The sequence below is a fragment of the Verrucosispora sp. FIM060022 genome, from assembly GCF_003977705.1.
Lineage (GTDB): Bacteria > Actinomycetota > Actinomycetes > Mycobacteriales > Micromonosporaceae > Micromonospora > Micromonospora gifhornensis.
In genome coordinates this window covers 258,057-277,115 of sequence record NZ_RQIV01000001.1, presented here as the reverse complement: position 1 = coordinate 277,115, position 19,059 = coordinate 258,057, and the positions used below count along the sequence as shown (strand labels likewise).

The window sequence follows — 19,059 nt, the reverse complement described above, 5'->3', positions numbered from 1 at the left end:
TCCTCATCACCGCACCACCCGCGAAAGCGGAGATTTCGCCCGGAGGGCCACAGCCGACGCCGGGCCGCCCCGAGCCCGCGCGGCCCAGGGGCCTAGCGTGAACGGGTGGACGACGACAACCGGGTGACCCGGCGCCGGGTGGACGACACCGAGGCACGCCGCGCCAACCGCCACTGGTGGGACGCCGACGCCGACGCGTACCAGGCCGAACACGGACACTTCCTCGGCGAGGTGGACTTCGTCTGGTGCCCGGAGGGGCTGCGCGAGGCCGACGCCCGGCTCCTCGGCGAGGTGGCCGGACGCCGGGTGCTGGAGGTCGGCTGCGGAGCCGCCTCGTGCGCCCGCTGGCTGGCCACCGAGGGCGCCCGGCCGGTCGCCGTGGACCTCTCCGCCGGCATGTTGCGCCACGCCGTCCAGGCCGCCGAGCGCACCGGGGTACGCGTACCCCTGGCCCAGGCCGACGCCCTGGCGCTGCCCTTCCGCGACGCCAGCTTCGACCTCGCCTGCACCGCCTTCGGAGCGGTGCCCTTCGTCGCCGACTCGGCGGCGTTGATGCGCGAGGTGCACCGGGTGCTGCGCCCCGGGGGCCGATGGGTCTTCTCGGTCACCCACCCGATGCGCTGGATCTTCCTGGACGACCCGGGCGAGGGCGGGCTGACCGCGGTGCACTCGTACTTCGACACCCGCCCGTACGTGGAACAGGACGAGCAGGGCGCGGCCAGCTACGTCGAGCAGCACCGCACCCTCGGCGACCGGGTCCGCGAGCTGGTCGGCGCCGGTTTCCGGCTGCTGGACCTGGTGGAACCGGAGTGGCCGGAGGGGCACGAGGGGATCTGGGGGCAGTGGAGCCCGCTGCGAGGCCGCCTCTTCCCCGGCACCGCCATCTTCGTCAGCGAGAAACCCACCGACTGAGCGGAGCCGCACCGCACTCCCGGTAAGACCTGGAGGGCCATCAGCGGCGGTACGCTCGGCCTCATGGGCGCCGAGCCCATTCCGACATCACCTGGCCCCTGGTGTCCGGATCCGATGCGGCGGCAGCGTGCCGACTGCACGAGTACGCCGCCGCCGGCATCCCGTTCTACTGGCGCATCGAACAGGACCCGGTGCACCTGTACGCGTACCGGATCGGGCCGGGCGGGGAGCGAGAGTACGAACTCGCCGCGGACAGCGCCGACCTGGTCGAGCTGACCGAACCCTTCGACATCAAACTGCCGAGCGCCGAGATCGTCCCGTAGCCCGTACCCGCTGGTCGTTTTCCTCCGCCGACCTCGGGTAACCCGACGGCATGGCCGACACGGAGTTCCACACCGGCGACCATGTCTCCTGGGCCAGCCACAGCGGCCGGGCGTACGGGGTCGTCAAGGAGAAGCTCACCGAACGCACCCACGTCCGAGGACACCCGGTGAACGCCTCCCCGGAGGACCCGCAGTACCGGATCACCAACGACGACTCGGGCAGGGACGTCGCCCACCGGCCGGAGGTGTTGCGTCGTGAGCGGTCGTGACGATCCCGACCAGACCTACCGGGAGTTCACCGAGGCGGTGAACATGAAGCCCGGTGAGCTGTCCACCTGGTTGGAGACCGAGGAGTCCAAACAGGTCGGCTGGCACAAGGGCGGCGGAGAGTCGGTCGGCCACCAGTCCGGCCGGAGAATCATCGACCTGCTGCGGCGCAAACGCGACCAGCTCACCGAGGCCGACTACAAACACATGCGCAAGGTCGTCGGGTATGTCCGGCGACACATGGCCCAACGACCCAGCGGCGACGTACGGGCGACCCGGTGGCGCTACTCCCTGATGAACTGGGGCCACGACCCGGTCAAGGCCAAACTGCCGCCGCCCGGCGGCCCCTCCCGCAAGGCCCTCCAACGGCACGGGGCCCCGCCGGAGGCCCGCCGGCCCCGACCGGCCTGACGACTGACGGGCAGGCGCAGGGTCGCAGGATCGACGGCATGAACGATGTGCCGCGCAGAGTCGTCGTCACCGGTGCCGGCACCGGCATCGGCCGCGCCACCGCCCGAGGGTTCAGCGCCGACGGCGCCCAGGTGCTGGCGGTCGGCCGCCGAGGTGCGCCGCTCGCCGACACCGCGACCGGCCACCCGCTGATCGCCCCGTTGGCTGTCGACGTGACCGCTGCCGACGCGCCCCGCCGGGTGGTCAACGCCGCACTCGACAGGTACGGCCGGTTGGACGTGTTGGTCAACAACGCGGGGATCGCCGGTGCCGGCCGGCTCGCGGGCCTGGACGAGGCAGCGACCCACGCCCAGCTCGCCACGAACCTGCTCGCCGCAGCGGTGCCTGGTCGCCCCGTGCTTCCCCGTCTCGGGCCCGCGACGACGATACGTCAGTGCCGACAGGCTCGCTCCGCTCAGCCGGCTTCGCCCGTCGCGGGCTCGGCTGGCAGACAGGCTGGGCCCACAGACGGGGCTCGGCCCACAGACGGGGCTGGGCCCACAGACGGGAGCTCGGCTGGCAGGTCGGCGGGATGGCACAAAGGGAACGGCGTCGACGGATGCGGATCGGGGAACTGGCCAGGGCCACCGGCAGCACCCCTCGGGCGTTGCGCCACTACGAGCAGCACGGTCTGATCGAATCGCGCCGCGCCGCCAACGGCTACCGGTGCTACGACGCGAGCACCGTGACCCGGGTCCGCAACATCCGACACCTGCTCGCCGCCGCTCTCGACGGCGTCGATTAGACCTTGGTACGAAACCGCCCCCATAAGGGCACTTTCGTACCAAGATCTGGTCGAGATGTCAGTGGTCGGCGCTGTTCCAGTCGCGGCCCTCGCCGACGGAGACTTCCAAAGGTACGGAGAGCGGGTACGCCCCGCCCATCTCGCGGCGGACCAACTCCTCCAGGGTTGCCCGCTCCCCCGGGGCGACCTCGAAGACGAGTTCGTCGTGCACCTGGAGCAGCATCCGGGACCGCAGCCCGGCGTCACGCAGGGCGGTGTCGACGTGCAGCATGGCGACCTTGATGATATCGGCCGCCGAGCCCTGGATCGGGGCGTTGAGGGCCATCCGCTCGGCCATCTCCCGGCGCTGCCGGTTGTCGCTGACCAGATCGGGCAGGTAGCGGCGGCGGCCCAGGATGGTGGAGGTGTAGCCGTCCTGACGGGCTCGGGCGACCACCTCCTGAAGGTAGTCGCGGACCCCACCGAACCCGGCGAAATAGACCTCCATCAGCCCGCGCGCCTCCTCGGCGGTGATGCCGAGCTGTTGGGACAGGCCGAAGGCGCTCAGCCCGTACGCCAGGCCGTAGTTCATTGCTTTGATCTTGCGCCGCTGGTCCGGGGTGACCTCGGCGACCGCCACCTCGAACACCGAGGAGGCGGTGGCCGCGTGGAAGTCGTGCCCGGAGTTGAAGGCCTCGATCAGCGCCTCGTCACCGGAGAGATGCGCCATGATCCGCATCTCGATCTGGCTGTAGTCGGCGGTGAGCAGGCATTCGTAGCCCTCCCCCACCACGAAGGCGCGGCGGATGCGCCGTCCCTCCTCGGTGCGGATGGGGATGTTCTGCAGGTTGGGCTCGGTGGAGGAGAGCCGGCCGGTGGCGGCCACCGTCTGGTTGAAGGTGGTGTGGATGCGCCCGTCGTCGGAGACCGACTTGAGCAGACCGTCCACCGTCGACTTGAGCCGGGCCACGTCGCGGTGGCGCAGCAGGTGGTGCAGCAGGGGATGCTCGGTCTGCGCGTAGAGCCATTGCAACGCGTCGGCGTCGGTGGTGTAACCCGTCTTGATCTTCTTGGTCTTGGGCAGGTTCAGCTCACCGAAGAGGATCTCCTGGAGCTGTTTGGGCGAGCCCAGGTTGAATTCCCGACCGATCACCGCGTACGCGGCCTGGGCGGCGGCCTTCACCTCGGCGGCGAAGTGCGCCTCCAACTCGGACAGGTAGTCGGTGTCGGCGGCGATGCCGACGCGCTCCATGCCGGCCAGCACCCGCATCAACGGCAGCTCCACCCCGGCCATCAGCCGCGCGGACTGCTCCCCGTCACGGGACAGTTCGGCGTCTATCGCGTCGGCCAGGTCGAGGGTGGCCCGGGCGTGCAGCATGAGGTTCTGCTCGGCCTCGCCGTCGCCGCCGAGCCCGTCGAGGGTGAGTTGGCCGTCGTCGGGAACGTCGACCCGCAGCTCCCGGTGCAGGTAACGCAGGGCCAGGTCGGTCAGGTCGTAGGAGCGTTGGTCGGGGCGGGCCAGATAGGCCGCGATCTGGGTGTCCCGGGCGATGCCGGCCAGAGACCAGCCGTGCGCGGCGAAGGCGAGTACGGCGGGCTTGCTGTCGTGCAACACCTTGGGGCGGGTCTCGTCGGCCAGCCAGCCGGCCAGCGCCGCCTCGTCGCTCTCGTCGAGCCTGCTCGGGTCGAACCAGGCCGCCGCGCCGTCGGCGGTGGCCAGGGCCAGGCCGGTGACGGTGGCGGTGTGCCGCCGGTTGGGGCCGGTGTCCAGCTTGACCGCCACCCCGACCGGGGTGCCCGGCGACGCGTGCGTCTCCAGCCAGCCGGTCAGCGCACCGGGCGCGGTGAGCACCTCACCGGTCAGGTCGAAGCCCGCCTCGGCCTCCGGCTCGACGGCGTCGAGGTACTGGTAGAGGCGGTCGCGCAGGATGCGGAACTGGAGGGTGTCGAAGACCTGGTGCACCGCCTCCCGGTCCCACCCCTGCCAGCGGGCGTCCTCGGGGCGGATCGGCAGGTCCAGGTCGGCGACCAGGCAGTTGATCTCGTAGTTGCGGATCACGTCGGCGAGCCGCTCCCGCAGGCTGTCGCCGGCCTTGCCCTTGATCTCGTCGGCGCGGGCGATGATGCCCTCCACCCCGCCGTACGTGTTGATCCACTTGGCGGCGGTCTTCGGGCCGACGCCGGGCACGCCCGGGAGGTTGTCGCTGGTCTCGCCGACAAGCGCGGCCAGATCCCGGTAGCGGCCGGGGCCGACACCGTACTTCGCCTCGACCGCGGCCGGATCCATCCGGGCCAGGTCGGAGACGCCCTTGCGGGGGTAGAGCACGGTGATCTGCTCGTCGACGAGTTGGAAGGCGTCCCGGTCGCCGGTGGAGATCAGCACCGGCATGCCCTGGTCGCGGGCCTGGCAGGCCAGGGTGGCGATGATGTCGTCGGCCTCGTAGCCCTCCTTCTCCACCACCGGGATCCGCAGCGCCGCGAGAACCTCCTTGACCAGGCTGACCTGGCCCTTGAAGTCGGTCGGGGTCTCGCTGCGGCCGGCCTTGTACTCCGCGTACTTCTCGGTGCGGAAGGAGCGACGGGACACGTCGAAGGCGACCACGATGTGGGTGGGCTGCTCGTCGCGCAGCACGTTGATCAGCATCGAGGTGAAGCCGTAGACCGCGTTGGTCGGCTGCCCCGTCGTGGTGGAGAAGTTTTCCACAGGCAGGGCGAAGAATGCCCGGTATGCCAGGGAGTGTCCGTCGACGAGGAGCAGGCGCGGCGTCGTAGCTGTCACGGTGGCGACTCTAGTCCGTACCGCCGACAACTCCCGCCGCCGCCTCGCGGCACCCTCATCCGCTGATCCTGGGGTCGGCGGCAATGAACTGCCGCCAACCCCACGATCGACGCAGGGCAGGTCAGAGCACCTTGGCCAGGAAGGCCTTGGTGCGGTCGTGTTGCGGGTTGGCGATCACCTCGCGGGGGTTGCCCTGCTCGACCACCACGCCGCCGTCCATGAAGACCAGGGAGTCGCCGACCTCGCGGGCGAAGCCGATCTCGTGGGTGACCACGATCATCGTCATGCCGTCGCGGGCCAGGTCCTTCATCACGTCGAGGACCTCGCCGACCAGCTCCGGGTCCAGCGCGCTGGTCGGCTCGTCGAAGAGCATCAGCTTGGGCTGCATGGCCAGGGCGCGGGCGATGGCCACCCGCTGCTGCTGCCCACCGGAGAGCTGGCTCGGGTAGTTGCCCAGCTTGTCACCCAGGCCGACCCGTTCCAACAGTGCCACCGCCCGGTCGCGGACCTCGGCCCGCTTCTCCCTGCGCACCAGCAGCGGCGCCTCGGTGACGTTCTCCAGCGCGGTCTTGTGCGGGAACAGGTTGAACCGCTGGAACACCATGCCGATGGCCTGACGCTGGGCGGCGACCTCCTTCTCCCGCATCTCGTGCAGCTTGCCGCCCCGCTCCCGGTAGCCGATCAGGTCGCCGTCCACCCAGATCCGCCCAGCGTTGATCTTCTCCAGGTGGTTGATGCAGCGCAGGAAGGTCGACTTGCCCGAGCCGGAGGGCCCGAGCAGGCAGCACACCTCCCCGGCGCGTACCTCAAGGTCGATGCCCTTGAGCACCTCGATCGAGCCGAACGACTTGTGCACCTGTTCGGCTCGTACCATCGGCCCGGACTCGGAGGCCGGGACGCCGGCCTGGGCCGGCACGCTCGCCTGCGTCATACGCCCCCCGCCCCTCCGGCGGCGCCGCCGCCACCGACCGCCATGCCCCGCAGCCGGGCCTTGGCCTGACCGGCGCGACCGCTGCCCCTGGCGAAGTGCCGCTCCAGGTAGTACTGCCCGACCAGCAGCACACTGCTCAACAGCAGGTACCACAGGGTCGCCGCGACAAGCATCGGGAAGACCTGGAAGGTTCGGCTACCGACGGCTCTCAGCTGGAAGAACAGTTCGGTGGAGACCGGCACGAAGGCCACCAGCGAGGTGTCCTTGAGCATCGCGATGGTCTCGTTGCCGGTCGGCGGGACGATCACCCGCATGGCCTGCGGCAGGACGATCCGGCGCAGGATCTGCCCCTGGGTCATGCCCAGCGCCTGGGCCGCCTCGGTCTGTCCCTCGTCGACCGACTGGATGCCGGCCCGGACGATCTCCGCCATGTAGGCGGCCTCGGAGAGCCCGAGCGCGAGCATGCCGGCGACGAAACCGGTGAGCAGGTCCCTCGCCGAGAAGCCGAACAGCCGCGCCTGGAAGTCCTGCACCCCGAACAGCGCGCCGATCTGCCGGTCGAAGGGCAACCCGAACTCGATCCGGGACCACAGCAGGCCCAGGTTGCCGAAGAGGATCGCCAGCACCAACCGGGGCACCGCCCGGAAGAACCAGGTGTACGCCCACGCGACGCCGCGCAGGATCGGGTTCCCCGACAGGCGCATGATCGCGATGACCACACCCAGCACGATGCCGATCAGCATGGACGTCACCAGCAGCGCGAGGCTGCCGCGGACACCGGCCATGATCGGCGGCCGGAACATGTTGTCGATCATGAACGACCAGTTGAACGCCTCGTTCGTCACCAGCAGGTGCACGAACATGGCCACCAGCACCCCGATCACGGCGACGGCTACCCACCGCCCGGGATGCCGCACGGGCACGGCCTGGATGGGTTCCGGCCGTGCCCGTTCGGGTGAATCGGTGTCGACTGACATGTCAGCCGGCGGGGTTCAGTTCCGACGTGGTGATGGCCCCACCCTCGACGCCCCACTTCTCCAGCGCCGCCTTGTAGCTGCCGTCGGCGATGACCGCCTGCACGGCCTCCTTCAGCACCTCGGCGAAGGCGGTCTGGTCCTTGGGGACCGCGTAGCCGTACGGCGCCGACTCGTAGATGTCGCCGAGCACCTCCAGCTGGCCGTTGCTCTGCTTCACCGCGTACGCCCCGACCGGCGAGTCGGCCAGCATGGCGTCGTTCTTGCCGCTGACCACGGCGGCCGTCGCGTCGCTCTGCGCCTGGTACTGATCGATGGTGATCTCCGGCTTGCCGGCGTCGGTGCACGCCTTCGACCGGGCGGTGATGTCGTCGAGCTGCACGGTGCCGACCTGCACGGCGATCTTCTTGCCGCAGGCGTTGTCCGGGTCCACCTGAGCCGGGTTACCGGCCTTGGTGGCCCACTGGGTGCCGGCGGAGAAGTAGCTCACCATGTTCACCGACTGCAACCGGTCGGCGTTGATGGTGAACGAGGAGACCCCGATCTCGTACTTCCCGGACTGCACGCCCGGCAGGATCGCGTCGAACGGCGCCGACTCGTACTCCGCCTTCAGGCCCAGCTTCTGCGCGACCGCGTTGAACAGCTCCACGTCGAAGCCGATCACGGTGCTGCCGTCGGTGTCCAGGAACTCCGCCGGGGCGTACGTCGCATCGGTGCCAACCTTGATCACACCGTCGGCCTTGATCGCGTCGGGCACCTTGGCGGCGAGATCGTTGTCCGGCGCGGCCGAGACGGACGGACCCGTACCGGGCTCGTTGCTGCTCTCCTGCTCGCCGCAGGCCGCCATCGAGAGGGTGAGCAGCGCCGCACCAGCGACACCGATGACGGCCCGGCGACGACCCTTGAGGTTGAACATGTCGTACTCCTTGCGAAGAGGGGTGACGCCCGTTCAGGCCACGCCGAGGTAGGCCTCTTTGACGGCCGGGTCGTGCAGCAGGTCGGCCCCACTGCCTTCCTTGACGATCCGGCCGGTCTCCAGCACGTACGCGCGGTGCGCCCGAGCCAGAGCCTGCTGTGCGTTCTGCTCCACCAGCAGGATCGTGGTGCCCTGCTGGTTGATCTCCGTGATGATGCTGAAGATCTGCTGGATCAGCATCGGCGCCAGACCCATCGACGGCTCGTCGAGCAGCAGCAGCTTGGGCCGGCTCATCAACGCCCGACCCACCGCCAGCATCTGCTGCTCACCGCCGGAGAGCGTGCCACCGACCTGCTTGCGCCGCTCGGCCAGCCGGGGGAACAGATCCAGCACCTTCGCCAGGTCCTTGGCCACCTCGGCGCGGTCCCGCCGGGTGTAGGCACCCATGTCCAGGTTCTCCATCACCGTCATGCCGGGGAAGATGCCCCGACCCTCGGGTGCCTGGCACAGCCCACGCCGTACCCGCAGGTCGGCCCGGAGCTTGCTGATGTCCTCACCGTTGAACACGATCCGCCCGGAGGCGATCGGCCGGATGCCGGAGATGGCCCGCATCGTGGTGGACTTGCCGGCGCCGTTGGCACCGATCAGGGCCACGATCTCACCCTCGTTGACGGTCAGGCTGATGCCGTGCAGCGCCTTGATCCGCCCGTAGAGCAGACTGACGTCCTCGATCTCAAGCAGCGTCGTCATCCGGCACCCCCAGGTAAGCCGCGATCACCCGGTGATCCTCACGCACCTCGGCGGGGAGCCCATCAGCGATCTTCTTTCCGAACTCCAGCACGACGATCCGGTCGGTCACTCCCATGACCAGACGCATGTCGTGCTCGATGAGCAGCACGGTGATGCCCTGGTCCCGGATCTTGCGGATGAGCTGGAGCAGCTCCTCCTTCTCGGCCGGGTTGAAGCCGGCAGCCGGCTCGTCCAGGCAGAGCAGTACCGGGTCGGTGGCCAGCGCCCGCGCGATCTCCAGCCGGCGCTGCTCGCCGTACGACAGGTTGCGGGCGGCGTCGTGCATCCGGTGCGGGATGCCGACGAACTCCAGCAGCCGCTCGGCCTTCTGCAGCCCGTCGCGTTCCTCCCGGCGGTGCCGGGGCAGCCGGAACAGCGCGGACAGGACGCTGGTCTTGTGGTGCGCGTCCGCGCCCACCTGGATGTTCTCCAGCGCGGTCATCTCCGGGAACAGGCGGATGTTCTGGAACGTCCGCGCCATGCCCATCTTGGTGATGTGGTGCTTCTTCTTGCCGGTGATCCGCTCACCACGGAACCGGATCTCACCCTCGGAGGGCTGGTAGATGCCGGTCATCGCGTTGAAGCAGGTGGTCTTGCCGGCGCCGTTGGGGCCGATCAGACCGAGAATCTCACCCTTGTAGAGGGTGAAGTTCACGTCGTTGAGGGCCACCACGCCACCGAAACGCAGCGTGACGTGGTCAACCTCCAGCAGCGGCTCCCGTTTGGCGGTGGACTCCACCGCCGGGGCACCGGCCTGCTCAGGAACGGTCGGCTTCTGCACGGTCTCACCCACCGACGATCACCTCCTTGCGACGGTCCTTGAACTCCGCCGCCCTTCGTCGGTTCGGAATCAAGCCCTGCGGCCGGAAGATCATCATGACCACCAGCACCAGGCCGAAGAACATGAATCGGTACTCGTACAGCTCGACGCCGAAGAACTCGATGCCACGGAACCGCTCGATCATGTACGCCACCAGGCCGCCACCGACGATCGCGCCGACGATGTTGCCCGAGCCGCCCAGAATGACCGCGGCCAGAATGATGATCGAGTTGAGCAGCTCCAGGTTCTGCGAGCTGACGAAGTTCTGCTTGCCGGCGAAGAGCGCCCCGGCCAGACCACCGATGAACGCACCCGAGGCGAACGCCCAGAGCTTGAACTTGAACGTCGGCACACCCATCAGCTGCGCCGCGTCCTCGTCCTCCCGGATCGAGATCCAGGCCCGGCCGACCCGGCTGCGGTTGAGGTTCCGCACCCCGATGACCACCAGGATGATCAGCGTCAGCACCAGCCAGTAGTACGGCCGCGGGTCCAGCACACCGAAGATCGGCTTGCCGTCGGAGTAGCTGCCCGGCGGGTGCGGGATCTGGTTGAAGCCCCGCTGCCCCTTGAGGAACTCGGAGCTGGTCGCCGCCACCCGGATCATCTCGGCGAAACCGAGGGTCACGATGGCCAGGTAGTCGCCCCGCAGCCGCAGCGTCGGGGTACCCAGCATCACGCCGGAGATCATGGTGAGCACGAGCGCCACCGGCAGGGCCAACAGCCACGGCCAGAGCGTCTTGAGGTCGCTGCTCGGCGACGTCAACACCGCCACCGTGTACGCGCCGACCGCGAAGAAGCCGAAGTAGCCGAGGTCGAGCAGGCCGGCGAAACCGACCACGATGTTCAGACCGACGGCCAGCAGCACGTAGATGGAGATGGTGAAGAGCACCTGCCCGAAGTTCGACCCGGTGGTCGGGATCGGCCCGAGCCACTGGTAGAACTCCCGGTTCGGCAATGCGTAGAAGAACACGATCACTGCCGCGATGACGGCCCATCGCATCCAGCGGGGTGCGTTGTGCCAGCGGTCACTGACCGCGTGGCGACCCGAGTCGATCCATTCCCTCACGCTTGTCATGCGCGGGCCCTCCCCAACGACTCGCCCAGCAGACCGGTCGGCCGGAACATCAGCAGCACGACCAGGACGACGAAGGCGACCAGGTCCTTCCAGTTCGCGCCGAACAAGGCCGACGCGTAGTTCTCGACCAGGCCGAGCAGCAGGCCGCCGACCAGCGCACCGCGCAGGTTGCCGATGCCGCCCAGAACCGCCGCGGTGAACGCCTTCAACCCGAGCAGGAAGCCGACACTGTAGGTCAGGGTGCCGATCCGGATGTCGTAGAGCATCCCGGCGACACCGGCCATCACACCACCGATGATGAAGACCACCAGGATGATCCGGTCCTTGTTGATGCCCATCAGCGCCGCGGTGTTCTGGTCCTGCGCGACCGCGCGGATGCCCCGACCGATCCGGCTGCGGTTGATGAACAGGTCCAGCGCGACCATCATCGCCAGCGCCGACACGATGACCAGCACCTGCACCACGGTCACTTCGGTACCGGCGACCTCGAACAGCACGAGGTCGGGCTTGACGATGGTGGGCGCACCGACCGGGAGCCGCCGGGTGTAGATGCCGAACGCCTCGGCGATCGCGATCGAGGCGCCGATCGCGGTGATCAGGAAGGCCAGCGGTGGGGCGTTGCGCTTACGCAACGGCCGGTACGCCACCCGTTCGACCACCGTCGCGGTGCCCGCGGACGCCACCGCGGCTATCAGCGCACCGACCAGAAGATAAAGGATGATCGAGCCGAAGCCGCTGGCTACCGAGTCACGATCCAGACCGAGTGCGGCCCAACCCCAGATCGCGGCGAAGGCACCGGCGATGAAAACCTCGGAGTGGGCGAAGTTGATGAGTCTCAGCACGCCGTAGACCAGCGTGTAACCCAGCGCGACGAGGGCATAAATGGCGCCCACCGTCAGCCCGGTTATCGTATATCCCCCGAAATCGGAGAATAGGGCGTTGAAGTTCAAGGAAGGGCACTCCGTACAGGAAGGGAAGACAGTGAAGGTGCGGCCGGGAAAGGTGCTCCCCGGCCGCACCCCACGATCACAGCGGAACCGTTACGGGACCGGTCAGGCCTTCGGGACCTCCTGGTCCGGAACAACCTTGCCGCCCTCGACCTTGTACGCCCAGACCTTGACCTGAGCCGGGTCCAGCTCACCGGTCTCGGTGAACTTGTAGCTCGCCGCCACGCCCTCGCCGCTGTAGCCCTTCACGAACTCCAGCATCTTGGTGCGGGTGGTGTTACCGGCCTTGATACCGGCCAGCAGGATGTTCGCCGCGTCGAAGGCGGTGTCGCTGTAGGTGCCCGGGTCGCTGCCATTGAGGGCCTTGAAGTCGTCGACGAAGCTGCCGCGCGCCTCGGTGGCCGGCTGGCAGGGGCAGGTGAGGATGGTGCCCTCAGCCGCCGCCGCACCGGCGCCCTCGATGTAGGCGGCGTCGTTGACGCCGTCACCGGCGACCAGGACGGCGGTGACGCCAGCAGCGGTGAGCTGCTTGCGGATCAGGCCGGCCTCCTGGTAGTAGCCGCCGTAGAAGATCGCGGTCGCGCCCGAGGACTTGACCTTGGTGACGGTCGCCGAGAAGTCGTTCTGCTTGCCGTCGCCCTGGACCTTGTCGCTGTCGACAACGGCCGCGCCCAGGACCTTCTTGACCTCGTCGGCCAGACCGGCGCCGTACGCCGACTGGTCGTCGATGACGAAGACCTTCTCGGCCTTCAGCACGTCCTTGATGTACCGACCGGCGGCCGGGCCCTGGCTGAAGTCGCTACCGACCGCCCGGAAGAAGGTCTTCCAGCCCTGGTCGGCCAGGCTCGGCCGGGTCGCCGACGGGGTGATGTGCACCAGCTCGGCCTCGGAGAACAGCGGGTTGGCCGCCTCCGACTCACCCGAGAACGCCGGACCGACGATGCCGAGGATCTTGGTGTCGTCGATCGCCTGCTGGGCCAGACCCGGCGCCTGCTCCGGGTTACCCTGGGAGTCCAGCGGCACCAGGGTCACCTGGCAGTCCGCGTTCTCCTTGTTGTACTTGTCGACGGCGAGCTTGACGCCGCCGTTCATGTTGATGCCCAGGGCCGCGTTCGGGCCGGTCAGCGCGCCGAAGAAGGCGATCTTGCTGCCGCAGCCGTCACCGCCGCTGGCCTCGTCGGTTCCACTGTCAGACTTGCAGGCGGCCGTACCGCCAAGGGCGAGCGCGGCGATCGCCACCCCACCGACCAAACGTGCGAGCTTCTGCCTCAAGGCCCGAACCCTCCTCAGTCCCATGGCCCGAACCACCCGCTACCAATTGGCCATTGCGGGGGCGGACGAACCAGACCGTCGTCGCCGGTCTGGGGCCGGACGTTATCCCACGGTGCAGGCACGACGTAAGCCCCGGAAGGGGCCGTTGACCGAACCGTTACACGCCGTGGTGGATAGGGTGCGATCGCTGTAAGAGGGAACCGTTGATTGATCGGCCACGAGGCCAATTCGCCTTCGTTTTATCGGTGACAACCGCTGCCGAATGATCTTCCTTCAGCAACCCGCCGGGAGGTGCGCCCACCAGGCGCGAGACCCGACTCCCGTATCCGCAAACACCATAAGCCGACCTTCTTCGAGCGCCACCACCAGCCCCGTATCCCCCGACGGCACCGCCACCGGCAGGTTCACCGGGCGCCACGACTCCCCGAGATCATCCGAGCACCACAGACGGTGACCATCAGCGTCGATGCTCACCGCCACGACCAGGCCGGCCGAAGCCACCAGAGCACGCACCGACAACGCACCCCGACCACCACCGAACCCGCCGACCCACCGCCAACCCGGCTCCGCCAACCGCCACACCCCGAAGCCCGTACGCACCGGACCGACCGCCAGCACCGCACCGTCGGCGGCCACCACCCGCTGCGCCTGACCTGGACCGTCCACTCCCGGCAACACCGCCCGCCGCCACACCCGCGCATCCGACGACGTCCACGCCACCGGCACGGCACCCGGCGTCAACACCGCACCCACCAACACCCAGCCCGAGGGCACCGCCACCGCGTCGTACGCCACCGTCCGACCCCGATCATCGCTGGCCAGCCCCGGCAACGCCTCGTGCACCGCGAAACGCTCACCATCACCGGAACTCCACACCGCCGCCCCGGCCACCCGGGCACCCACCAGCAGCCACTCCCGCGGCCCGGCCGCCACCCGGGACACACTCACCGCCCGCGGCCCGCCGAACAATTCGAACCCGGCCCCCACCTCACGTAACGCGCCGTCCGGGTGCAGCATCCAGGTGGCGGTACGCGGATTCCCGTGCGCGCCACCGCTCGCCGCGCCCAACGCCACCAACCGCGCATCCCGGCAGGCCACCGCGTAGAGCACGTGCCGGGCACCGTACACACTCGACGGCACAAGCCGGATCGGTGACCAGATCAGACCATCCACCGTGGACCAGACGGCCGGTGCGTTCCGTCCCGCCGGATCGGCGAGCGCACCGACGGCGTACCACCGCCCGGCGCAGACGGTCGCGTCCCGAACCAGGAGCCGGGCGGAGTCCCCGGACGTCGCCGGCAAGGCCATCGCCTGCCAGGCCGGGCGCACCGGCGCCGGCTCGGCGGGCTCGGCGGCCGGTCGGGAGCAGCCGGCCGACGTCACCGCCACGGCGGCGACGACCGCGACCCACCGCCGGATCACCACGGATCGATGCTATCGACCCCGGCCCCTCGCCGCGCCCGTCGCAAAGCCGACTCAGGGAGCCGGCTGCGTCACCTCACCGCCGGCGGTCTCGGCGAGAATCCGCTCGGAGACCTCCTTCATGGTCATCCGGTGATCCATCGCCGTACGCTGGATCCACTTGAAGGCCTGCGGCTCGGTCATGTTGTACGTGGTCATCAGCGCACCCTTGGCCCGCTCGACGGTCTTACGGACCTCCAACCGGTCGGTCAGCCCGGCGACCTCGGCCTCCAACGCGGCGATCTCCGAGTAGCGGGACAGCGCGATCTCCACCGCCGGCACCAGATCGCTCTTCTGGAACGGCTTGACCAGGTACGCCATCGCACCTGCCGCCCGCGCCCGCTCGACCAGGTCACGCTGACTGAAGGCGGTCAGAATGATCACCGGAGCGATCCGGGACCCGGCGATCCGCTCAGCGGCGGCCAGCCCGTCCATGATCGGCATCTTGATGTCGAGGATCACCAGATCGGGCTTGAGCTCCTCGGCCAGCCGGACGGCGGTCTCGCCGTCGCCGGCCTCCCCGACCACCTCGTAGCCCTCCTCGGCCAGCATCTCGGCCAGGTCCAGCCGGATCAGCGCCTCGTCCTCGGCGATCAGTACCCGCCTGCGCGCGGCATCCGTCTGCGTCTCGGCCACGAGCCACTCCCACCATCGTTTCCTGCACGGCTACCCACCCATGCTCTCGCACGAGAGTAGTCGGGTACAGTAAGCCTCACTCGCCGGGATGGTGGAACGGCATACACGGAAGTCTCAAACACTTCTGCCCGAAAGGGCTTGCGGGTTCGAATCCCGCTCCCGGCACTTTGTCATACAGGCGTTCGAGGATGTCGATGTGCATCCACCGGAGATCCGGGCGCGGGTTCGTGCACTCCGCGCCCGAGGCCACAACATCCGCTCGGTAGCCCGCAGCCTGGACCTGCCCTACACCACGGTGTGGCACTGGTGCGTCGACCGGCCCGAGCCGACCCAGGTCAACAGCGCCGTCCGCTGTTTCCGCTGCCGGCCGGAGTTGACGGGTCCCACCGATCCCACCGCGTACGCCTACCTGCTCGGCCTCTACCTCGGCGACGGGCATCTCGTCACGAGTGACCGGGTGCCGGTGCTGCGCATCTATTGCACCGACACCTGGCCGAACCTGATCGAGGCATGCGATGCCGCGATGAGAGCCGTACTCGCGAACCGGATCCAACGGATTCAGAAGCAGGGCTGTGTGGCGGTGCAGAGCACCGGCAAGCACTGGCCGTGCCTCATCCCGCAGCACGGCCCGGGAAAGAAGCACCAGCGACCCATCGTCCTCACCGCCTGGCAGCGCGACATCCTGACCCCCCAGGCAGGCCACTTCGTACGTGGGCTCTTCCACTCCGACGGTTGTCGGGTGTCGAACCGGGTCACCGTCAGGGGCCGGGAGTACGCCTACCCCCGCTACATGTTCGTCAACGAGTCCTCCGACATCATGGGCCTGTGCCAGTGGGCGCTGGACCTGCTCGGCGTCGCGTGGGCGATGAACCGCCGCAACAGTCTCTCGGTCGCGCGTCGTGAGGCGGTCGCCGCACTGGACCGCCACGTCGGCCCGAAGTCGTGAACCCCGGACCGTCCGTGGCGGCGCGGCCGGGTGTCAGGTTGCGGCGAGCGCCCGGGCCAGGTCTTCGCGCAGGTCCTCGGGGTCCTCCAGGCCGACGGAGAGGCGCAGCAGGGCGGCGGCGGGTTTGGCGTCGCCCTCGACGGGTCGGTGGGTCAGCGATGCCGGGTGCTGGATGAGGGTGTCGACTCCGCCGAGCGAGACCGCGTGGGTGATGAGCTGGCAGGTGCCGGCGACGGCTGCGGCGGCGGGGGCGCCGCCGCGTACCTCGAAGGCGAGCAGGCTGCCGGGGCCGGACATCTGCCGGCCGACGAGCCCGGCGGGGTCGTCGAGGCCGGGGTGGTGTACCCGGGTGACGGCGGGGTGTTCACTGAGCCAGGCGGCGAGTTTCTCCGCACCGGCCTGCTGGGCGCGGACCCGCAGCGGCAGGGTCTGCAGGCCACGGTGCAGCAGGTAGCCGCCGAGGGGGTGCAGGATGGCGCCGGTGACGGCGCGGACCTGACGTAGCCGGGCGGCCCATTCGGTGTCGCAGGCGACCACTCCGGCGAGGACGTCGCCGTGGCCGCCGATGCTCTTGGTGGCGCTGTGCAGCACGAGCCGGGCGCCGTGCCGGGCGGGTTGTTGGAGGATCGGGGTGGCGACGGTGTTGTCGATCAGCAGCGGCACGTCCCCGGCGGCTTCGGCCAGGGCGGCGATGTCGAGCAGGTCGAGGGTGGGGTTGGCCGGGGTTTCGGCGATCACCAGGGCGGTGTCCGGGCGGATGGCGGCGGCGACCTGGTCGGGTCGGGCCCAGGTGACCTCGGTGCCGAGCAGGCCGGTGGCCAGGATGTGGTCGGTGCCGCCGTAGAGGGGGCGTACGGCGACCAGGTGGCGTCTGCCGTCGCGGGTGGCGGCGAGTACGGCGGCGGTGAGGGCGGCCATGCCGCTGGCGTAGGCGACGGCCTCGGCGGTGCCTTCCAGTTCGGCGAGGGCGGTTTCGAAGCGGGCCACGGTGGGGTTCCAGAGCCGTTGGTAGACGGCGCTGGCGCCGGCGGGTAGTGGGTTGCCGGTGGCGAGTGCCTCGTACGCGTCGCCGCCGCCGTCGACCGAGGGCAGGGGGTTGGTGGTCGACAGGTCGATGGGCGGCACGTGGACGCCGAGGCCGGTGAGGTCTTCACGGCCGGCGTGCACGGCTCGGGTGTCCACGGTCGTCATGCCGCAAGGATCGAATGACCGGTTCATCTTTGGCAACAGATTCGAAACTAATTCGTAACGACCCCCTTCCCGGTGCGCACTTGTTCGATGGAAGATCACTTCATGCCCCCCGCATCGAATGTTCTACGGCCGTTCACCGGCCTCGACGACACCGACCGCGCGATCCTGACGGAGTTGTCCGCCGACGGGCGGCTGCCGAACAACGCCCTGGCCGAGCGGGTGGGGGTGGCCCCGTCGACCTGTCTGGCGCGTACCCGGGCGTTGCGGGAGAGCGGGGCGATCCGCGGGTTCTACGCGGACGTGGATCCGGCCGCGCTGGGTCTGCCGTTGCAGGCGCTGGTGTCGGTACGGCTGACCGAGCACGCGCGGGCGGCGGTGGACGCCTTCCGGGCCCGTTCGGTACGGCTACCGGGGGTGGTGTCGGTGTTCCACGTGGCGGGGGCGGAGGATTACGTGCTGCATGTGCGGGCCGCCTCGGCCGAGGCGCTGCGGGACTTCGTACTGGATCATCTGGCGGTGGATCCGGCGGTGCAGCACACCCAGACCAGCCTGATCTTCGAGCAGGCGCGCGGGTCGGGCTGATCACGTCCAGGTCCCGGCGGGAACAAAACCGGCATCTCGCGGGTTGGCAGCCGCTGTGATCGACGTACCGCTTTCTGTTCTGGACCTCGCCCCCGTCGCCGCCGGCGCCTCCGCCGGTGAGGCGTTGCGGCACACCACCGAGTTGGCGCGGCGCACCGACGAACTGGGTTATCACCGGTTCTGGGTGGCCGAGCACCACAACATGCCGGCGATCGCGTCGTCGGCGCCGGCGGTGCTGATCGCGCATCTGGCCGCACACACCAGTCGGATCCGGCTGGGTTCGGGTGGGGTGATGCTGCCCAACCACGCGCCGCTGGTGGTGGCCGAGCAGTTCGGCACCCTGGAGGCGCTGCATCCGGGCCGCATCGATCTGGGCATCGGGCGGGCGCCGGGCACGGATCAGGTGACCGCGCTGGCGTTGCGCCGGACGATGGAGGGGCTGTCGGCGGAGAAGTTCCCCCAGGAGTTGGCCGCGTTGATGGACTTCTTCGACGAGGACCGGTCGGGGCGGATCATGGCCTCGCCGGGGCGCGGTCAGCGGCCGGCGGTGTGGCTGTTGGGCTCCAGCGGGTTCAGCGCCCAGTTGGCCGGCGCGTTGGGGTTGCCGTTCTCGTTCGCGCATCACTTCAGCGGGCAGCACACGCTGCCGGCGTTGGCGTTGTACCGGCAGAGTTTCCGCCCGTCGCGGTGGCTGGAGCAGCCGTACGCGATGGTGGCGGTGAACGCGGTCTGTGCGGAGACCGACGAGCGGGCCGAGTGGTTGGCGGGGCCGGCCGGGTTGTCGTTCCTGCGGTTGCGTGCCGGGCGGCCGGAGCCGCTGGCCTCGCCCGAGGAGGCGGCGGCGTACCCGTACACCGATCTGGAGCGGGAGTTCGTGGCGCAGCGGCGTGAGGGGCAGGCGACCGGTTCGCCGGAGACGGTGGCCCGGCAGTTGGGCGATCTGCTGGCGCGTACCGGGGCGGACGAGTTGATGCTCACCACGATGGTGTACGACATCGACGACCGGGTGCGTTCGTTCGAGTTGATCGCCGAGCGGGTCGCCGGGGGCCTGCGACGCTGAGTGA

21 protein-coding genes and 1 tRNA gene are annotated in these 19,059 nt (G+C 69.4%); 10 read left to right on the top strand and 12 right to left on the bottom strand.

Annotated elements, in window-relative coordinates; translation table 11 throughout:
* The first annotated feature begins 105 nt into the window (after positions 1 to 105).
* From EG812_RS01250 to EG812_RS01225, 6 genes are all read left to right on the top strand, one after another.
* Positions 106 to 912 carry a class I SAM-dependent methyltransferase gene (locus EG812_RS01250; RefSeq protein WP_013734989.1) on the top strand — a complete coding sequence of 269 codons (807 nt, stop codon included), beginning with the start codon at positions 106 to 108 and terminating at the stop codon, positions 910 to 912.
* A 101-nt stretch (positions 913 to 1,013) separates the two neighbouring features.
* The gene (locus EG812_RS01245) at positions 1,014 to 1,235 is read left to right on the top strand and encodes a PDDEXK family nuclease (protein WP_126710504.1); all 222 of its coding nucleotides are present in this window, start codon (positions 1,014 to 1,016) and stop codon (positions 1,233 to 1,235) included.
* Between the two features lie 50 nt (positions 1,236 to 1,285).
* Positions 1,286 to 1,504, top strand: a complete 219-nt coding sequence (locus tag EG812_RS01240; RefSeq protein WP_013734991.1) for a hypervirulence associated TUDOR domain-containing protein — start codon at positions 1,286 to 1,288, stop codon at positions 1,502 to 1,504.
* A complete protein-coding gene (locus EG812_RS01235; protein WP_126710503.1) occupies positions 1,491 to 1,913 on the top strand; it encodes a DUF3140 domain-containing protein in 423 nt (140 codons plus the stop codon). Before EG812_RS01240 ends, EG812_RS01235 begins: the two co-directional genes overlap by 14 nt.
* 38 nt (positions 1,914 to 1,951) lie before the next feature.
* Complete coding sequence (locus EG812_RS01230) at positions 1,952 to 2,587, top strand: SDR family oxidoreductase (RefSeq protein WP_126710502.1); 636 nt, start codon at positions 1,952 to 1,954, stop codon at positions 2,585 to 2,587.
* Positions 2,485 to 2,697 (top strand): MerR family transcriptional regulator, encoded by a 213-nt coding sequence (locus EG812_RS01225; protein WP_232510838.1) that lies wholly within the window; start codon positions 2,485 to 2,487, stop codon positions 2,695 to 2,697. The genes EG812_RS01230 and EG812_RS01225 overlap by 103 nt, the downstream gene beginning before the upstream one ends.
* Before the next feature lie 58 nt (positions 2,698 to 2,755).
* On the opposite strand, the gene polA is transcribed toward EG812_RS01225, so the two are convergent.
* The 11 genes from polA to EG812_RS01170 all read right to left on the bottom strand — a co-directional run bounded on the left by polA (position 2,756) and on the right by EG812_RS01170 (position 15,276).
* Complete coding sequence (gene polA / locus EG812_RS01220) at positions 2,756 to 5,455, bottom strand: DNA polymerase I (RefSeq protein WP_126710501.1); 2,700 nt, start codon at positions 5,453 to 5,455, stop codon at positions 2,756 to 2,758.
* 121 nt (positions 5,456 to 5,576) lie between these two features.
* On the bottom strand, positions 5,577 to 6,386 hold the full coding sequence (locus EG812_RS01215; RefSeq protein WP_043721485.1) for an amino acid ABC transporter ATP-binding protein: 810 nt from the start codon (positions 6,384 to 6,386) through the stop codon (positions 5,577 to 5,579).
* Complete coding sequence (locus tag EG812_RS01210) at positions 6,383 to 7,363, bottom strand: amino acid ABC transporter permease (RefSeq protein ID WP_013734997.1); 981 nt, start codon at positions 7,361 to 7,363, stop codon at positions 6,383 to 6,385. The genes EG812_RS01215 and EG812_RS01210 overlap by 4 nt, the downstream gene beginning before the upstream one ends.
* Position 7,364: 1 nt before the next feature.
* Positions 7,365 to 8,276, bottom strand: coding sequence for an ABC transporter substrate-binding protein (locus EG812_RS01205; protein ID WP_013734998.1), 912 nt, complete (start codon positions 8,274 to 8,276; stop codon positions 7,365 to 7,367).
* A gap of 33 nt (positions 8,277 to 8,309) precedes the next feature.
* Entirely contained in the window at positions 8,310 to 9,026 is a 717-nt protein-coding gene (locus EG812_RS01200; protein ID WP_013734999.1) for an ABC transporter ATP-binding protein, read from the bottom strand.
* Entirely contained in the window at positions 9,010 to 9,858 is an 849-nt protein-coding gene (locus EG812_RS01195; RefSeq protein ID WP_013735000.1) for an ABC transporter ATP-binding protein, read from the bottom strand. Before EG812_RS01195 ends, EG812_RS01200 begins: the two co-directional genes overlap by 17 nt.
* Positions 9,851 to 10,960 carry a branched-chain amino acid ABC transporter permease gene (locus EG812_RS01190; protein WP_013735001.1) on the bottom strand — a complete coding sequence of 370 codons (1,110 nt, stop codon included), beginning with the start codon at positions 10,958 to 10,960 and terminating at the stop codon, positions 9,851 to 9,853. The genes EG812_RS01195 and EG812_RS01190 overlap by 8 nt, the downstream gene beginning before the upstream one ends.
* Positions 10,957 to 11,910 carry a branched-chain amino acid ABC transporter permease gene (locus EG812_RS01185; RefSeq protein WP_043721490.1) on the bottom strand — a complete coding sequence of 318 codons (954 nt, stop codon included), beginning with the start codon at positions 11,908 to 11,910 and terminating at the stop codon, positions 10,957 to 10,959. The genes EG812_RS01190 and EG812_RS01185 overlap by 4 nt, the downstream gene beginning before the upstream one ends.
* Positions 11,911 to 12,012: 102 nt before the next feature.
* Positions 12,013 to 13,179, bottom strand: a complete 1,167-nt coding sequence (locus tag EG812_RS01180; RefSeq protein WP_126710500.1) for a branched-chain amino acid ABC transporter substrate-binding protein — start codon at positions 13,177 to 13,179, stop codon at positions 12,013 to 12,015.
* A 273-nt stretch (positions 13,180 to 13,452) separates the two neighbouring features.
* On the bottom strand, positions 13,453 to 14,604 hold the full coding sequence (locus EG812_RS01175) for a hypothetical protein (protein WP_126710499.1): 1,152 nt from the start codon (positions 14,602 to 14,604) through the stop codon (positions 13,453 to 13,455).
* Positions 14,605 to 14,655: 51 nt separating this feature from the next.
* Positions 14,656 to 15,276 (bottom strand): ANTAR domain-containing response regulator, encoded by a 621-nt coding sequence (locus EG812_RS01170; protein WP_013735005.1) that lies wholly within the window; start codon positions 15,274 to 15,276, stop codon positions 14,656 to 14,658.
* An 82-nt stretch (positions 15,277 to 15,358) separates the two neighbouring features.
* Here EG812_RS01170 and EG812_RS01165 point away from each other — a divergent pair.
* Both EG812_RS01165 and EG812_RS01160 read left to right on the top strand, forming a co-directional pair.
* Positions 15,359 to 15,441: transfer RNA gene (locus EG812_RS01165), tRNA-Leu, on the top strand.
* Between the two features lie 31 nt (positions 15,442 to 15,472).
* A complete protein-coding gene (locus EG812_RS01160) occupies positions 15,473 to 16,222 on the top strand; it encodes a transcriptional regulator (protein ID WP_126710498.1) in 750 nt (249 codons plus the stop codon).
* Between the two features lie 33 nt (positions 16,223 to 16,255).
* Here EG812_RS01160 and EG812_RS01155 read toward each other — a convergent pair whose 3' ends face one another.
* Positions 16,256 to 17,413, bottom strand: coding sequence for a trans-sulfuration enzyme family protein (locus EG812_RS01155; RefSeq protein WP_086011293.1), 1,158 nt, complete (start codon positions 17,411 to 17,413; stop codon positions 16,256 to 16,258).
* Positions 17,414 to 17,515: 102 nt separating this feature from the next.
* Here EG812_RS01155 and EG812_RS01150 point away from each other — a divergent pair, with 102 nt between their 5' ends.
* Together EG812_RS01150 and EG812_RS01145 are read left to right on the top strand one after the other, a co-directional pair.
* A complete protein-coding gene (locus EG812_RS01150; protein WP_013735008.1) occupies positions 17,516 to 17,995 on the top strand; it encodes an Lrp/AsnC family transcriptional regulator in 480 nt (159 codons plus the stop codon).
* Between the two features lie 55 nt (positions 17,996 to 18,050).
* Positions 18,051 to 19,055: an LLM class flavin-dependent oxidoreductase gene (locus EG812_RS01145; protein ID WP_013735009.1), complete on the top strand. Its 1,005-nt coding sequence runs from the start codon at positions 18,051 to 18,053 to the stop codon at positions 19,053 to 19,055.
* The last annotated feature ends 4 nt before the right edge of the window (positions 19,056 to 19,059 follow it).

Bases quoted from the DNA above. Each gene is read 5' to 3' on its own strand.
- EG812_RS01240 (WP_013734991.1), top strand. From the start codon at position 1,286: ATGGCCGACACGGAGTTCCACACCGGCGACCATGTCTCCTGGGCCAGC.
- EG812_RS01230 (WP_126710502.1), top strand. From the start codon at position 1,952: ATGAACGATGTGCCGCGCAGAGTCGTCGTCACCGGTGCCGGCACCGGC.
- EG812_RS01225 (WP_232510838.1), top strand. From the start codon at position 2,485: ATGGCACAAAGGGAACGGCGTCGACGGATGCGGATCGGGGAACTGGCC.
- EG812_RS01215 (WP_043721485.1), bottom strand. From the start codon at position 6,386: ATGACGCAGGCGAGCGTGCCGGCCCAGGCCGGCGTCCCGGCCTCCGAG.
- EG812_RS01210 (WP_013734997.1), bottom strand. From the start codon at position 7,363: ATGTCAGTCGACACCGATTCACCCGAACGGGCACGGCCGGAACCCATC.
- EG812_RS01205 (WP_013734998.1), bottom strand. From the start codon at position 8,276: ATGTTCAACCTCAAGGGTCGTCGCCGGGCCGTCATCGGTGTCGCTGGT.
- EG812_RS01200 (WP_013734999.1), bottom strand. From the start codon at position 9,026: ATGACGACGCTGCTTGAGATCGAGGACGTCAGTCTGCTCTACGGGCGG.
- EG812_RS01190 (WP_013735001.1), bottom strand. From the start codon at position 10,960: ATGACAAGCGTGAGGGAATGGATCGACTCGGGTCGCCACGCGGTCAGT.
- EG812_RS01155 (WP_086011293.1), bottom strand. From the start codon at position 17,413: ATGACGACCGTGGACACCCGAGCCGTGCACGCCGGCCGTGAAGACCTC.
- EG812_RS01150 (WP_013735008.1), top strand. From the start codon at position 17,516: ATGCCCCCCGCATCGAATGTTCTACGGCCGTTCACCGGCCTCGACGAC.